14 protein-coding genes are annotated in these 16158 nt (G+C 41.1%); 9 read left to right on the top strand and 5 right to left on the bottom strand.

Annotated elements, in window-relative coordinates; translation table 11 throughout:
• Positions 1-303 precede the first annotated feature (303 nt).
• Both AB0756_RS38295 and AB0756_RS38290 read left to right on the top strand, forming a co-directional pair.
• Positions 304-2028: a sensor histidine kinase gene (locus tag AB0756_RS38295; protein ID WP_050045741.1), complete on the top strand. Its 1725-nt coding sequence runs from the start codon at positions 304-306 to the stop codon at positions 2026-2028.
• A 511-nt stretch (positions 2029-2539) separates the two neighbouring features.
• On the top strand, positions 2540-3301 hold the full coding sequence (locus AB0756_RS38290) for a metallophosphoesterase family protein (protein ID WP_038079670.1): 762 nt from the start codon (positions 2540-2542) through the stop codon (positions 3299-3301).
• 51 nt (positions 3302-3352) lie between these two features.
• Here the strand turns inward: AB0756_RS38290 and AB0756_RS38285 are convergent, their stop codons facing one another.
• On the bottom strand, positions 3353-4210 hold the full coding sequence (locus tag AB0756_RS38285) for a M48 family metallopeptidase (RefSeq protein ID WP_038079673.1): 858 nt from the start codon (positions 4208-4210) through the stop codon (positions 3353-3355).
• Between the two features lie 262 nt (positions 4211-4472).
• Here AB0756_RS38285 and AB0756_RS38280 point away from each other — a divergent pair, with 262 nt between their 5' ends.
• Both AB0756_RS38280 and AB0756_RS38275 read left to right on the top strand, forming a co-directional pair.
• Positions 4473-5006 (top strand): DUF4330 domain-containing protein, encoded by a 534-nt coding sequence (locus AB0756_RS38280; protein ID WP_038079676.1) that lies wholly within the window; start codon positions 4473-4475, stop codon positions 5004-5006.
• Between the two features lie 175 nt (positions 5007-5181).
• Positions 5182-6903, top strand: a complete 1722-nt coding sequence (locus AB0756_RS38275; protein ID WP_038079678.1) for a hypothetical protein — start codon at positions 5182-5184, stop codon at positions 6901-6903.
• Between the two features lie 15 nt (positions 6904-6918).
• Here AB0756_RS38275 and AB0756_RS38270 read toward each other — a convergent pair whose 3' ends face one another.
• Positions 6919-7830, bottom strand: coding sequence for an alpha/beta fold hydrolase (locus tag AB0756_RS38270; protein WP_038079681.1), 912 nt, complete (start codon positions 7828-7830; stop codon positions 6919-6921).
• Positions 7831-8702: 872 nt separating this feature from the next.
• Here AB0756_RS38270 and AB0756_RS38265 point away from each other — a divergent pair.
• A complete protein-coding gene (locus AB0756_RS38265) occupies positions 8703-9302 on the top strand; it encodes a hypothetical protein (protein WP_202048608.1) in 600 nt (199 codons plus the stop codon).
• Positions 9303-9451: 149 nt separating this feature from the next.
• On the opposite strand, the gene ftsE is transcribed toward AB0756_RS38265, so the two are convergent.
• A complete protein-coding gene (ftsE, locus tag AB0756_RS38260; protein WP_038079683.1) occupies positions 9452-10204 on the bottom strand; it encodes a cell division ATP-binding protein FtsE in 753 nt (250 codons plus the stop codon).
• A 235-nt stretch (positions 10205-10439) separates the two neighbouring features.
• Positions 10440-11195: a WecB/TagA/CpsF family glycosyltransferase gene (locus tag AB0756_RS38255; protein ID WP_038079686.1), complete on the bottom strand. Its 756-nt coding sequence runs from the start codon at positions 11193-11195 to the stop codon at positions 10440-10442.
• 467 nt (positions 11196-11662) lie between these two features.
• On the opposite strand from AB0756_RS38255, the gene AB0756_RS38250 reads away from it, so the two are divergent.
• The 4 genes from AB0756_RS38250 (at position 11663) to AB0756_RS38235 (ending at position 15487) form a co-directional block, all read left to right on the top strand.
• Positions 11663-12385, top strand: coding sequence for a response regulator (locus AB0756_RS38250; protein ID WP_038079688.1), 723 nt, complete (start codon positions 11663-11665; stop codon positions 12383-12385).
• Between the two features lie 255 nt (positions 12386-12640).
• Positions 12641-14314, top strand: a complete 1674-nt coding sequence (locus tag AB0756_RS38245) for a SpoIIE family protein phosphatase (RefSeq protein WP_038079691.1) — start codon at positions 12641-12643, stop codon at positions 14312-14314.
• A 3-nt stretch (positions 14315-14317) separates the two neighbouring features.
• Complete coding sequence (locus AB0756_RS38240; protein WP_038079693.1) at positions 14318-14770, top strand: ATP-binding protein; 453 nt, start codon at positions 14318-14320, stop codon at positions 14768-14770.
• Between the two features lie 276 nt (positions 14771-15046).
• Positions 15047-15487 carry a hypothetical protein gene (locus AB0756_RS38235; RefSeq protein WP_038079759.1) on the top strand — a complete coding sequence of 147 codons (441 nt, stop codon included), beginning with the start codon at positions 15047-15049 and terminating at the stop codon, positions 15485-15487.
• Positions 15488-15561: 74 nt separating this feature from the next.
• Here the strand turns inward: AB0756_RS38235 and AB0756_RS38230 are convergent, their stop codons facing one another.
• On the bottom strand, positions 15562-15987 hold the full coding sequence (locus AB0756_RS38230; RefSeq protein WP_038079695.1) for a nuclear transport factor 2 family protein: 426 nt from the start codon (positions 15985-15987) through the stop codon (positions 15562-15564).
• Positions 15988-16158: the final 171 nt, after the last annotated feature.

Below are 16158 nucleotides of genomic sequence, written 5' to 3'. Positions count from 1 at the left end.
CAACAAGAAGTAAATTTTTTATAAAATTTTACGTACCCTCCAGCTGCAAAAGTAGAACCGGTCTAATTTACGAGTAATTTGTCATCTGTAAGAATAAAGGCACTTTATAGAAAATTCATCATATAGACTTCAAAACTTAGCCTTTATTTCACAAATTTCACCTACGCTTAAAAGCGGATAATCGCCTTAATTTTGAGAAAAAAGAAGATAAAGTGGTAGGTGTTAATCATAAGTTCATTAAGAAAATTGCAACCTCTGTATAGACACCCAGTTTTTTGCAGGAGGGCAAGGAGAATTTGAGGTATGCAAACTCAAAAACCAACCTCTGTTGACAGCAACATAGAAAGAAAACAAGTGTCAGCCGATCAGCCCTCTTCCGACGAACTCCCAACTATTGAGTTTCCCTCCCGAGGCAAACTCAAAGCCAGTTCTTGGCGAATTCATCAAAAGATTGGCTATGGCTACTTTTTAGCGATTGGCATTGGTTTTTTAGGGTCCCTAACCGGTGTGGCGATCGCTAACTACTATCGAGGAATAGAGACCGGACAGTTAAGTCATGCCCGGTATCAGACACATATGCTGGCTAGCTACAGAAATGCTTTAATAGGAGCGCAGTTACACAGCTCGAATATAATTGCTGTCATACAAGACTCAGAACGGCTTGCTGACAAAAGATTTGACCTTTTTAAGAATTTTGACAAAGCTAAAAATTTACAACAACAAATTATAGAGTTTTTAGACAGCAAACCAGGAAAGTTAGCCGCTACTGAAAGTACTCTCCGAAACGTCATACAGGAATATGAAAGTAACTTAGACTCCTACATTTGGCAAATAGAAGCTGTTTTACAACAGTATGAAAAGCAGCCACAACAGCCACAAAGTGCTGCGTTTGCGCGAGAGCAATTACTAGAAATCATGGGCGGTGAAACAGCCATCCGACTCGATCAGTTGCGCCTGCAATTGAGTAATATTTTGCAGACTGCGGAAGAACAAGAGGTAGAAATAGCAAAAGACGTAGAGATGGCAAAAGGAGTCGAGCGGTTAATTGTGATAGTCAGTATGCTGCTATCAGTAGCGATCGCTGCAATTATAGCTTGGCGAACTTCTAGAGCCATTGCCGAACCAGTCATTCTTGTCACACAAGTCGCAGAACAGGTGGCAAAAAAATCGAACTTTGATTTGCGAGCACCAGTCAGTACTGAAGATGAAATTGGATTGCTAGCCAAATCTCTGAACCGTTTAATTGAAAGAGTCTCCGAACGGACTAAAGAACTACAGCAAGCAAAAGAACTCGCAGAAGCAGCTAGTAAGGCAAAAAGTCAGTTTCTTGCTAATATCAGTCACGAGTTACGCACACCATTGAATGCCATTATTGGTTTAAGTCAACTGCTTAAAGACGACGCAGCTGATTTTGGCATGGCAGAAGATTTTATCAGTGACCTAGAATCTATTAATGGCGCAGGAAGGCATTTGCTAACACTGATCAACGATATCCTCGACCTTTCAAAAATTGAAGCGGGGAAAATGACCTTTTACCCTGAAACATTTGAACTAGCAACATTGCTTAATAATATAGTGATGACGGTGAAGCCGTTGGTAGAAAAAAATGGCAATGTTTTAGAGGTCTATTTTGAAGAAGAACTTGGTGTCATGCATACCGACCAGACTAAACTCAGACAAGTTCTATATAATCTGTTAAGTAATGCTGCTAAATTTACTAAAAATGGCAAAGTTAAGCTGTTGATAGAGAAAGACAAACAGGGCGTGTATGAAAATGGCTCTGCTAGAATTATCACTTTTACAGTTGAAGATAGCGGTATTGGTATGACATATCACCAACAGCAGCAACTGTTTCAACCCTTTACTCAAGGGGACGCTTCAACCACTAAAAAGTACGGAGGAACTGGGCTGGGATTGGCAATTAGCCGTCATTTTTGCCAAATGATGGGTGGGGAAATTACTGTCAGAAGCGAACCAGGAGTTGGGTCTGTTTTTATTGTTCGCCTTCCCATGACAGTTAAACATTAGTAGCGTATTTATAACCAATTGGTAGTGAGTCGTTAGTGGTTGTTTGTAAAACATCGCAACAATTTAGCCCGTACTGATGCAAAACTGCTTTGTACGGTACTCTGGCTGTGTCCCTAGCAACTACTAACTACCTACAAATCTTACAAAATAATACTGATGAAGTAGTTTTATAAAGAGCGTAGTTTTCGCTGTATATATATTGTTAAAAATTATGTGAAATATTTATGTGAGAATAAAAGCTATAGCGATCTTAATTTGTGCTTGAAAAGTCAAAAACCCAACCATTGAGAGAATCTTGGGTTCTAAACTTACTAAATTGTTACAAATGAATTGCTATAGTGACACTCATTAAATTGTCACAAATTAATCGCTCTGGTGACACATAGCAGCCAGATGTGGGCATAATTACCTTAAATATAATTTTTAAGCTATTTGTAACTCGTGTTTGCGAAATCAATTTAGCTTAATCTGTAGCACAAGTATTAGACAAAGTTATTAAAACACAGAGCTGATGAGCGCAACTAGCTACCGCCGGATCATTATTGGGGACGTGCATGGTCACTACGAAAGTTTGATGACTTTGTTAGATGCGATCGCCCCCATATCAGACGATAAAATATATTTTCTTGGAGATTTGATCGATCGTGGACCTCAAAGCTCGCAAGTTGTAGAATTTGTGAAGAATAACCGCTACGAGTGCGTGTTAGGTAATCACGAGCATATGTTATTAAATATTTTAACTAGCGGACAAGCTCCTACGTCAACGGTACAAGCGTGGCTGTGCAGTGGCGGACAAGCAACAGTCGCAAGTTACAAACAAGCCACCATCCCAGAAGACCATGTGGAATGGCTTAAAACTTTACCCACCTATATTGACTTGGGGGATGTTTTGTTAGCTCATGCGGGAGTCGATCCCTCAATGCCTCTTGTAGAACAAACAGCCGAGCAGATATGCTGGGTGCGAGACAAATTTCACAGTATAGATAAACCTTATTTTGCTGATAAATTAATTATTGTCGGTCATACAATTACCTTTACTTTACCGGGAGTTACACCCGGTCAGCTGGCGCAAGGCAAAGGATGGTTGGATATAGATACAGGTGCTTATCATCCCCGAAGTGGCTGGCTGACAGCGCTTGACATCACAAATAAGTTGGTCTACCAAGTTAACGTCTTAGACAAATGCCTCCGCACTCTACAACTTAAAGAAGCGTTGGCATTTGTCGATCCAGCCGAGTTCGAGGTGGCAAAATTTCAGAGAAGAAGAGCGTAATGAGTTAGTTAGGGACGAGCAATGTGTAGCAATTCAAAATCGATGCGATCGCTAACGTAATGCTCTAGTATTTGCTTGATAAGCTGCTTTATCCAAACCAGCATTACCACCACCAGATTGAGAAGCGATAGCACGTTCAAGGGCTTTAATGCGATCGCTTGTTGCGGGGTGGGTGCTCAAAAATGAAGGAGTTCCAGAACTTTGTTTTAAAAGTTTTTGCATAAAAGAAATCATACCCGATGGGGCATAACCACTGCGTGTTAAAGTTTTCAATCCTCTTTGGTCTGCATCGTATTCATCTTCACGACTGCGCGGACGGTTTAAGGCCAAATCTACACCTATCGACACTGCTTGAGAACGATCCAAACCTGCAGCAGATGCTACACCACTTGCAAGTGCTCTTTGCCGCATTTGCTTGACCAAGTGCTTTCCACCAATATGACCGATTTCGTGAGCCATGACACTTGCCAATTCCGCTTCATTGTCTGCTGCTTTGATCAAACCCGTATTAACGTATACAAATCCCCCAGTCGTAGCAAAAGCATTGATGCTGTCATCTTCAACAACTTGAAAGGTAAAAGGAAGATCGCTGCGATCGCTATTAGCTGCCAATTTTCTGCCAATTTGTTCCACATAATTGCTAATTGTGGAGTTACGATAAAATTTGACTTCACCACCTAGCTGTTGATTCATCTGCTTGCCAAGCTCAACCTCTTGGCGAGAGGATATGTTGGAAAGCTGAATCACTTGTACGCCTTGTATCAATGTCGGTATCCAGCGCTCAATCCCGGCCCAAGTTTTTACAGGTGTACTTAAGCACACACTTAAAGCAACTGTTAAGGAAATTAACGGATAAAACCAAGTCCGTCGCCAATAACGGGAGTTTGTAGAAAAGCGGTTCCTGTTCATAACAATCCGGTTTTAAGAGAATCTGAGTAGAAGTAAAACTATGTGACGAATTTCTCTTTCTTTGAGTTGCACACTAAAAGTAGAGACTGGGAAATGGGCAATGGGGAATCAGCACTTCTTCCTTGTCCCTACCCCCTACCCCCTAGTTGTGATAGACTATTGCACGATCGGCAGCGCCCAATAACTTTTCGTCCTGCAAAATAGATTAAAGTGCTGCATTCTTACTAAAGATATACTGCTACCATTATCAGAAAAACTTGTTATGGCTATTTTAGATTCCAAAGGTCGTTTATTCGGTAAAATTAGCATCCTCGATTTTGGTGCTTTACTTGTCATTCTGCTCGTTATATTCGGTATCTTCCTATTTCCTGGTGGTTCTGGTTCCGTTGCTCAGGTTGGAAGTCAAACAGTACCTATCGAAGTAGATTTAGTGGTTCGGGGATTAAATGTCCGCGATCCAGAACAATTATACGCAAAAGGGTTAGAAAAAGGTGGTAAGACGAAAGTGATTATCCGCAATCAACCCTATGGAACGATTGATATTAAATCGATACAAGTACTACCAAGAACAATTATGGTTCCCCAACCTGACGGTTCTGTAAAAGAATTGCCAGATAAAAGAGCTAATAATTTCAGTACTGATATGCTCTTGACTTTACAAGGCAAAGCCCAAATTACGCCAGATGGACCAGTACTGGGTAACAGTAAAGTCAAAATTGGCATGCCAATTGAGTTAGATGGCTTTAACTACAATTTTAATAGTACTGTCATTGATATCAGACTGCAGGAGAAATAAGTGAGTGGTTGGTGGTTATGGTTAGTGGTCAGTGGTTACCAACAACCAACGACTAACGACTAACGACTAACTACTAACCATTATGATAAAAACTCTTAAAATAATTGTCATATCATTAACGTGTCTTCCCATTGGCTGCAACCTAGTTAAGGCAGAAAATCAGTGGACACCGCAAATGGAACAAGAGTTTCAGTTGCGGTCTAAGGACGCTCTAACAAAATTGACAGATAGCAAGTATGGCACTACATCTTTTGAGAGTGAAAAAAGATCCTATCCTAAGGCAATGATTGATTTCCTTGCTGGAAATCAAAAAAAGGCTATTTCCTTTTTACAGTCCGAAGATGCAGATGCTAAAAGTCACGCTCATACATTGGGAATTGATTTTTACTCTGGTTTTACTCTCAAAGGTCAGGTCCGCAAATACTTTTACTTTGGTAAGTATCTCGAGCCATCGTATCTCCAGAGAATGAAACGGGCTATGAAGATCCTAACCGAAGTCGATCCGCTTACACGGCGCTTTCCAAATCGGCGTCAGTTTTGGGCAAACTCTACAGATAATTGCGATACTTGGGTAGACTGTCGCAATACGGACAATTTAAAAGCAATGCGGGAAATTTCCGTGTATTTATTTGCTGAAGAAACAGGAAATGAAGCAACTCGCAAGCTTTATAAAGAACGTATCAGCAGAAATGTTCGCACTCTTTACCAAATAGGACAGGGGGAGTGGGATTCCGAAAACTACTTGGGACACGCTATCTCAACTTATGTCAATCTCTACGATTTTGCCAAAGACCCTGAAGTCAAATCTCTTGCTAAATCCGCATTGGATTGGTTTGTGACGTCTGGTGCTGTTAAATATTGGCGGGGTGGATTTGGCGGTCCTTCTAAGCGCGATTACAGCCAGGGAAATTGTGTTTGGTGTTCTCTGGCTACCCATGAATTGGGGCTGTATTTTGGTGATTCTCCTCTTGCAGATCCCAATCCTTCGCCTGACTTAGTGCATTTAATGACCAGCACCTATCGTCCACCTTTAGCAGTTGTTGCTTTAGCAAGAAAGCAATTTCCCAAACCACTGGAATTGCTAAATTCCAAACCTACTTATGAAAATTGGAAACCGGGCGGCGATATTGCGCCAGCATTTTATGAAACTCTCTATTTTGGAAATACCTTCCAGATAGGGACTTTAGCTCAAGGTTCTGGCGGTGACTGGAATGGTTTTAAGATGATGGCGTTTAATTCTAAGCGTGGCGTTGATTATTTTATTGCAGCAACGGGGACAGATCCGACTCAAATCTCTTCTTCATCTATAGGTGGCGATCGCATTGCCCAATACCGTAATTTGATAATTTGGCTTAACAATAAACCTAAAGCACCATTTCAGTTTTTTTTACCTCAGTCAGTGAAATTAGAAACTAAAAAAGGCGTAACTTTTATTGGTTATGAAAAGACTTGGCTGGCACTTACACCAATTCATTTAACTCTTGAAGGAATTAACAGTACAGCAACTGAGAAAATTCTCAAAAAATATCCCGATCACCAAATTTTGACTGCCACAGGTAATGATAACATGAGCGGATTTGCTTTGGAAATAGGAGAAAAAGCAACACACGGTAATTGGGAGCAATTTCAACAATCTGTCCTAAAGACATCTCGCTTGAACTTAAGTGAAATTGACAATCGAACTGTTGAATATAAAGGTGTGTTGGGCAAGGTCAAATTACAGTATCAATCTCAAGGATTGCCAAAAGTTTGGCGCAATGGCAATTTTCAGGATTGGCGCGATCGTTACGCTGTTTATCAAAATTCTCAAGCTAAGAAAACACCAATTTACCAAGGTTGGAAACAAGGGACTCTTGAGGTGGTAGCAGGTGGATATAAATTTACCCAAAGTCCCTAATCCTTATAAATTTTCTCATGAATCCTCGTTATAAACCGATTGCTGGTTTAAAACTGGCAAAAATTTTCGGATCAAACCAATTGTCACTGCAGGTAGTTCTAACTGCGGTGTTAATCCCACATCATCAAGTTGTTGAAAAACACGAATGGCTTTCGGATTCATTTGGGCAAAGCGCTGACCAATTTCTGGACCTGTAAATTCGGACTTTTTCCCCCAAATAATTGCAGTAGGAGTTGTTAATTGTTGGATGTAGAGCGATAAATCAAAGGATAAATCCCCACGCACAAAAGACAGAGCTGCATATTCTGCATTGGGTTGCTGTGCGGATTCCAAGTAAGCGCTGACAATTTCCTCGTATACCCGATTGGGTTGGGCAAATTGCCTTCTCTCCAAGAAACTGCGAATACCTCCACTTGTCGCAATTCCCGTGTTGTAAAGTAACGTGTCAACTATAGGGATACTGACTATCTGAGCAAATATACTGCGCGAATAATCTTCACCAAAGTCAGCAAGCCCTGCAGGTGTTGTGAGAATGAGAGATTTAAACAATTCAGGATGGGCGATCGCAACTCTAATTGTAAATGCTGCCGTAAGAGAAGATGCTATAACTGTTACGGCGCGGTCGCAAGTTTTTTGCAAAAATTCCCGGATAGTGTCTAAATAGTGCTCAATTCTGTAGCTTTGTGGCGGATGCTCAGATCTGCCCCAACCTATCAAATCTGGTGCAACAATACGATACTCAGATGCAAATGCTGGGTAAACTTTTGACCACTCATAGGCAGACGATCCACCTCCAAAACCGTGTAAAAATACCAAAGTTTCCTTTTCTGTCTTATTCTCCCAAGGTTTACCCTCATTAGTATAGTAAGTCATTATACCTAATGAAGTCATTGTAGAACGTTGCTCAAATCCTAGTGGTTGATACATAAATTTTGGTAAGTTGTTAGTCGTAAGTTGTTAGTGGTGAGTGACAGCTACTAACTACTAACTTACTTCCAGTGTTCCACTGTCTTCTCAAGTCTGACCTACCTCCTTAGGAGGATGCAATCTACACACTACTTATCTGAAGCTAACTATATCTAGCAAATCTATACACATTATTACTTGTAACGAATAGTTCTTTTTTCTACGTAAAAAGGTTTTTAACTGTCTAATTTACAATTATATCAATATATTTACTGGTAGCCTATATAACTTGCGATGGAAGTTATTTAGTAACTTTTTATGTTAGTCTTTCAGAAACATTACTGATATTTGTGAAAGCCCTAGATATTGTAAATGGTTGTTTAAATTAATCACTAGTACAGCGCGACAGAAATACGCTTGTTAGAGGAGCCACTGTGGTGGACGGTAAGACCAGTTCTGATAGCGTCTAGCCCTTAAGGGCATAGCTTATAGGAACACGTAGTGTCTGCCTTGCACATAGAGTGTTGCACTAGCGACAAGAGCGTCTCAGTATAGCCATGCAGGCATAGCTTTGCATCGCGTAGCGTGCGCTTTGCACATGGGAGGTACCTAAAGGGGTTCCACAGGCTACAGCAACTGACGTGGCAGAAAGAGCAGAAGCTTTTCATTTAAGCTTTTTGTTTGTTACTAATAGATGCCTTATTTACGCCGCATTGTACTAGTGATTGGTTGAAGGATGTTTGGGAAAGTTGAGTAAGAAAGGGTAAAGTCTAACAGATGAAGACTTTATCATTTATAGTTCAAAGCTTTGCCTTGATTTCATACTTCATACTTTTCACTTCATTCTTCAGATGACATTCTATGTAATTAATAATTTAATTGTTCTCTAAGAAATGACAAGGCGGGGTGTCGTGGTAAAGCAAGCTAGTCTTCACTCGGAACAAAAGCTGAGTTTAGAAGACCGTAAATTTACTATTAACGACTTTGATTTCCCAAATCAAATAGATTCTTCTTCACAAGATCAAAGAAAATTAATTGTCAAGAATCAGGTAGTTGATGTACCTACCTGTACCTATTTAAATTTGGAGGATTTAAGATGTTTTGAAATCGTAGAGCGCCAGTACGAGCAGTGGGGCGTTATATTTAACAATTGTATAGCAATACAGCCTTCAAACCCAGCATTTCCCACGCACTCTGGTTTGGTAGTATTGATGGGGTCTCCCAAGAGCGGATTTTTAGAAGCCACTTTTCTACATCCGGTTCACTTTGTCAGTACGTTTGTCACAAGTTCACAACGGCTTGTTATGTCAGCATACGATCGCGAAAATCAACTCCTCGCGCAAACAATACTTCCTGGGGCTAACCTTGCCAATTCTGACGAGGCTACATTTCCCAATACCCTACTCTCTGTATCGGTAACTGACATTCACCGTGTCACTTTTAGCGCTTTTGACGGTCAATTTACTCTTGATGACTTTAGTTTTTGTTATTAATTAATGGCTAATGGCTAATGGCTAATAGCTAATGGCTGATGGCTAATGGTCAGTCCAGCCCGCTTGGCGGGAAACCCGTGCCCTGGAGACTGGCGAACAAGGAAGGGCTAATGGCTAAGAACTAACAATTAGCAATTAGCAATTAGCAATTAGCACTTTCTATATAATCTTCCATGTTGAACTTGAACCACAGGGCGATTGCAGCGCCGTACTAACTGCTCATCATGAGTTGTAACAATAACTGTGGCTCCAAAAGAATTTAATTTTTGGAGAATTTGCATAACTTGCCAGGAATTATCCGGATCGAGATTTCCCGTTGGCTCATCAGCCAGAACGATCGGTGGTGTTGCTACGATTGCTCTGGCTATGCTAACTCGTTGTTGCTCCCCTCCAGAAAGTTGGTCGGGAAAACAGTCTGCTTTGGAAAACAAACCTACGAGTTTTAAAGTAGGTTCTAAACGTCGTTGAATTTCTTTACGGGTATAGCCTTGAGCTTGTAACACAACTGTTATGTTCTCGGCTACCGTTCTTTGCAGAATTAATTTATAGTCCTGAAACACAACGCCAATGCGACGCCGAATGACTGATAAGCTATCCCCTCTTAAATTTGTTACGTCGCATCCATCAACAATCACCCGTCCTTGCGTGGGTTTCTCATCGCCATAAAGCATTTTTAAAAGAGTAGATTTACCAGAACCACTCGAACCCGTAACGAATAAAAATTCTCCCTTTTGGATCTCCAAATTCACGTCTACGAGAGCATGACAGCCGTTTGCATAGGTTTTTGAGACAGAGCGCAATTGTATGACAACTGCATTAGTCTTATCGGGCTGTTGAGTTTTGCTGTCTTGAACCTGTACGGACGCGTCAGTAGTTTCTTGAGTTTTTACAGCAGTTTTCATGAAGCGCAAATACTCCTCACATCACTTTTAGTCGGTAGTTTATGTAATCTGTTAGGTCAAAGTTTTATGAACCCGTAAAGGATTCATAAAGATAACAATAGAAGTCAGTACAAAATAGTATTCCCAGGTTTTGCCTGGGAATATCAAAAAAATAGATAACTAAATTTGTAAGTACTAAGTGGTGCGCTAAAGGCTTCTCGCTTGCAATGGCAAGTACTTGGTAGAGATATAACGACTAACCACTTACTAATGCACGAAAAAACCTGTAAACAAAAGCTTTGATGGCAAATTCTGGCAAAGCTAACATTCGCCGCCAACGCCAAGGTTCTTGGTAGAGACGATATAGCCACTCTAAGTTATTATTTCCCAACCAAGCAGGAGCGCGGGTTTTCAAACCCGACCAAATATCCAAACTCCCACCAACGCCAATCCATACTGCATTGGGACATAAATGGCGGTTTTGAGCAATCCACAACTCTTGACGCGGAACTCCCAACCCAACAAAAATTAACTGTGGCTGTAGTTGGACAAGAGTTTGTTGCAGTTGTTCTTCCTCTTCTTGTGAATGGAAGCCGCAATAAGTACCTACTATATTTAAATTCGGGATCTGAGAAGTCCAAAATTCTGACGCTTTTTGGGCTACCCCAGGTGCTCCGCCATAGAAAAATACTTTTGCGTTGGAGTTCTTCTTCCCCAGTTCTCGCAACAGTGCTTCTGCAAGTTCGATACCTGGGATTCTTTGAACATTCTGCCACAACAGCCACTGCAAATAAAGAACTACCCCGGCTCCGTCAGGAATGACTAGATCGGCATTCTGAATCACTTTAGCAAGGGGTGTGTGTCGCTCTGCTTGCACAGTCATTTCTGCATTGAGCGTTACCACATGAGTTCCTTTACTCTGTTGCAGGCGATGGAGCAACCAGCTTGGGTAATCGGTCATTACGTGAACTGGTAGCCCTAATATTGAAAACGCTTTCTTGCGTTCAGACATAGCTTATTTTATATGAGCTTTACAGCAAATTATATAGAACAATAGGTTAGCAGGTTGATTCTGGAAGCATTTACTCAAGTTCTAAAACAAGGATTGACTCTTTGGTAAAGGAGCAGTGCTTGCAGAATAAAACTTTAACCTATTTTCTCAAAAAATTTTTTCTTGTCCGGAAATTTTGCGCCCCCTCATGGTATGTGGTGCTCTATATTGACAGATACTTCAAGCCCGGATACAGTTTCTTCCCCTATAGCCCTTATAGTACGTAGCTGCTCTATACTTAAGGTGAGTGTGATGCATTAGATCCTACAAACCTCCGGCTCCTGTCGTAGGGTAACCCTACTGGGGGTAGTGTCAGCCCTATCCTATAAGGGTGAAAAATATCTTTTGGGCGAAATTTGTAAACTGCATCTTTCAAAACTTTCTAGTAAACTCTATCTTACAGCTAGAGTGTAGGGGCAAGAATTGTCATGGCTAAAATTCGTGTTGCGTTGATTGAGGATCACGATCTAACGCGTGTTGGTATTCGGACAGCATTATTGCAAAAAGAAGAGATTGAGGTCGTAGGGGAAGCTAGCAATGCGACTGATGGGTTAAAAATGTTAAAAATGCTACACCCTGATATTGCTATTATTGATATCGGGTTACCAGACAAAGACGGAATCGAGCTCACAAAAGATTTGAAATCGACAAGTGGGGATGAGTCAGCCACAAAAGTCCTGATCTTAACTTTGCGAGATAATAAAGAAGCTGTGTTGGCAGCTTTTGCCGCAGGGGCGGATTCTTACTGCATGAAGGATATTAGGTTTGATAATTTGCTCGAAGCTATACGCGTAACTTACAATGGCAATGCTTGGATTGACCCAGCGATCGCTCGAATTGTACTGCAACAAGCACGGCAAAACCCGCTCAGTTCTGATGTATCCTTAGCTAGCGTCAAGCCGAGTGTCACTGGTTCAGAAGCTGTTGAAGGACAACCAGAGGAAAATATCGATCCTTATATTTTAACAGAAAGGGAGTTGGAGGTCTTGCAGTTGATTGTGGAAGGTTGTAGCAATGCGGTAATTGCGGAAAGGCTCTACATTACAGTTGGAACTGTAAAAACTCACGTCCGAAATATATTGAACAAGCTGTGTGCTGATGACCGGACTCAGGCAGCTGTTCGGGCTTTGCGTTCTGGCTTAGTAGGATAAGAATGATTTCGGATTGTGGCGGGATTGAGGAATTTATAAGTAAAATATCCTCTCATAAGTAACAATTATTGCTTTGTTACGTATTTGATTAACCTATTGTTATCAAATAGCTGGTAAGGCCAATAGTGTTTTCTCTTTATTGAGTGTTAAATTGTCCTGTGTGGAGGAGTTCATTTAAAATCTTTTTGTTATTGTTGTTTTAAATACTAAGTGAGGCATCTTGCCGTTAAAATATTTTAAAGATTGAAGTCAAGTATGACTGATACAGAGGAAGGCAAACTGAGGCTCATGGTAGTAGACGATGAGCCAGATAATTTAGATTTACTTTACCGTACTTTTAGGCGAGATTTTCAGGTATACAAAGCCAGTAATGCCCTCACGGCCCTAGAAATCTTGGATAAAGAAGGCGAGATGGCTGTGATTATCTCCGATCAGAGAATGCCAGATATGAACGGAACGGAACTTCTCAGTCGTACTGTAGAACGTTTTCCGGATACTATTCGGATTCTCCTAACTGGTTTTACAGATGTCGAAGATTTGGTAGAAGCTATCAACTCCGGTCAAGTCTTCAAATATATTACCAAACCTTGGAAACCAGATCGACTCAAAGAAGTCGTCGAACAAGCGGGTGATATATATCGAGTTGTTAAGAAACGAACTCAAGAGTTAACTCATGCTTTGCGGCGAGAATCGCTCTTTAATGCCGTAACCACAGCAATTAGAGAGTCTTTAAACTACCACAGTATGTTGCAAAAGATAGTAGCAACTATCGGTCAAACCTTTGAAGCAAATTGCTGTCAACTGAAACCTGTGGAAAGCGATCGCCTGACCTTGGGTTTATCTTACTACCAAAATGCCAAATCGCTAGAAACGGATTTTGCCTGCGATCTCGATCCTCTGATAGAAAAAGTCTTAGAAACCAAGCAATATCAACTTGCACTTAATACCCAAGATGGTAAAGAGTACCAGCAATTAGTTGTGCCTCTTGTGTACCAACAACAGTTGCTTGCAGTCCTTACTCTCAATCAATACAAACATATCCGGCACTGGCAAGAAGAAGATATTAAACTTATTACGGGCGTTGCCGAACAAGCTGCTTTAGCCCTATTTCAAGCAAAACTGTACCAGAGCTTGCAAGAAAAACAGGAGCAGATTCATGCTGAGTTAGAGGTAGCCCGTCAAATTCAAAATAATATCCTGCGTCAAACCATGCCCGATATCAAAGGTTTGAACGTGCAAGCCTGTTGCTATCCAGCCCGAGAGGTGGGAGGGGATTTTTTTGAAGTTTTTGCCCATCCCAAAGGAGACTTATGGTTGGCAGTGGGTGATGTTTCAGGTAAAGGAGTGCCAGCTGCTTTGTTTATGGCTAGTGCCATTTCGGTATTGCGTCGGGAATTATCTCAAGAAAGCTCGCCAATGCCAAATATGGTAATGCACAATCTCAATCAAGCGATGTGCAACGATCTCATAAACAACAATTGCTTTATTACTCTGTTCTTGGCGCGTTACACTCCCAGCACTCGAGAATTAGTTTATGCTAACGCAGGGCATATCTATCCACTTCATTGGTCATCCCGAGGAAATTTATCAGAATCTCCCCAGTATCTTAAAACACGCAGCGTTCCTTTGGGTATCCTACCAGTATGGATGTCAAAGTACGGTCAATTAGTTCTTGCACCTGGAGATATCCTGCTGCTAGCAAGTGATGGGATTACTGAAGCTATGGTTTCGGAAAAGACCCCTTTAGCCGTAAATTCTTCGGGTAGCCTTCAACCAGCCAGCCGTTCTATGCTAAATCAAGAGGGGTTATGGCAGCTTTTAAAAGAAGAAGCACAACCTCTCAACCTCAAATCTCTACTTGCTCGCATCCAGGCAGATACCCAAGTGCAAGAGGACGACCAAACTATTCTTTCGCTGGAGGTTTTGTAAATCATGAAAAGTGAGCTTCACGTACCAAGCGACTTAAAATTTTTAACCATAGTCGAAAATTGGTTGCTCGGCTGCTTAGAAGTCCATCTTAAAAGCTCAGTTGACTGGTCAAAACAATCAACTCGCCTGCGCTTAGCTTTGGTGGAAGCCTACTCCAACGTAGTGCGTCATGCCCATAAAGACCAACCCTATCTACCCGTTTTGCTGCGTTTGGAACTAAAAGATAGAGATATTGCCTTGGAAGTATGGGATCGCGGCGAAGGCTACGATTTGTCGAACTACTTCCCTCCGAGTCCCACTGACAGACAAGAAGGAGGATATGGTTGGCTAATTATAAATCGTTTGATGGATAAGGTTGAATATCAACTACAAGTCAACGGGGGTAACTGTCTCAAGTTAGAAGTTACTTTACCAGAAACAGCACAAACCGTATCTCAACCTGCATCAGCAATTTAAACTCAAAATTATAACCTCGGTCATTTGGCTTTAGTCTTTTATCAGGAGGTTACCTATTTTAGTACGGCTGCATCCAGTCGCCTCAATCGTCACCCATTAGTTTATTAATAATTAAAGGCAGAAGTTCTATATTTCTATGTCTCAACACCTCAGTATATCTACTTATATAAGAAATATTAAGAAAATTAATAAGTTTTACTAAGTTTATTTGATTTATAAGCTCTTCACCATTAAATATGGGAGTAAGGTTTTGATAACAAAGTCATGGTTGCACCTATAGAACCCCCCTTTTGTTTGTCACCACGCTACCGTCTTGATGATGAATTACCCTGGCTAGAGGGAATTGACCCGAGCCGTCATTACTGGATCGCTGTAAACGGAGACACAAATCTAATAGTCGCAATACCAGGGTTGACGGTGTCTTCTATAGATGAGTTAAAACACTTTCTTCGGGAGTTCCGGGCACTACAACCTCAAGAAAGGATGACTTTGACCAGACTTGCAAGCGCTTGCACAATTTACTGTATTAGCTCTAACTGCTACGCCATAGAAAGAGAAATAAACGGTGCTGTAGTTTGGCATCTATTTGACCAAGAAACTTTAGAAAGCTTGTTGAGAACAGCACACCCAGATTGGCAATGTGCATCTAAAGATCTTGAGCTTGGACGCAGCTTGCTCATGCGCTCTTTTCAACAAACGGCTGCAATTAAGAGTTAGTTAGTGGTTGGTTAGCCATTAGCTAACAGCTATTAGCCATCAGCTATTAGCCATTAGCCATTAGCCATTAGCCACTAACTCTTCTGTAAAGCAAGTAACTCCTGCGGAGAAGCTAACAATTTTATCTTTGTGTAAACAATTTGTCGTTGTTGATTGAGGGTAAAAAACCACATAACATTAACACCGCACCAAGATGTTTGTGCTTTACCCGTCACTTGAAACTGAATTTGCTCCTCATTCAGTGCTTCGGAAATGCCTTCACGAGGCTCGGCGGTCACACCTTGAGCCTCCTGTTGTAAGTAACGAGCGATCGCATCTCGCCCTACGATACCAGATTCAAAAGGAGGATGCATAACACCATCTTCTGCGAACAAAGCAGCAGTTGCTTCAAACTCTGCCGAATTTAAAGCTTGAAAATAGCGCAATATAGTTGGCTCTGTAACTCCTTCAATGTGAAGTTGTTTGCTAACCTCTGTAGATGTGGATTTAGCAGCAGTCATAGATATACCTGTAGCGTATGGCTTAATTATTAAATTGAAGAAAATAGTAGTTGTTTATGAAAGCCGCTTTTGAGGTATTTACTTATAGGGGGATAAATCAATCTATAGATAGAAGTTGGCTAATGGCTAATGGCTAATGGCTAATGGCTAATGGCTAATGGCTAATGGCTA

Origin of the sequence: Tolypothrix campylonemoides VB511288_2 (assembly GCF_045999855.1) — a bacterium.
GTDB classification, from domain to species: domain Bacteria; phylum Cyanobacteriota; class Cyanobacteriia; order Cyanobacteriales; family Nostocaceae; genus Scytonema; species Scytonema bouteillei_A.
Note: the sequence above shows the minus strand (reverse complement) of the source record. Positions and strands in the feature narration are given on the sequence as shown.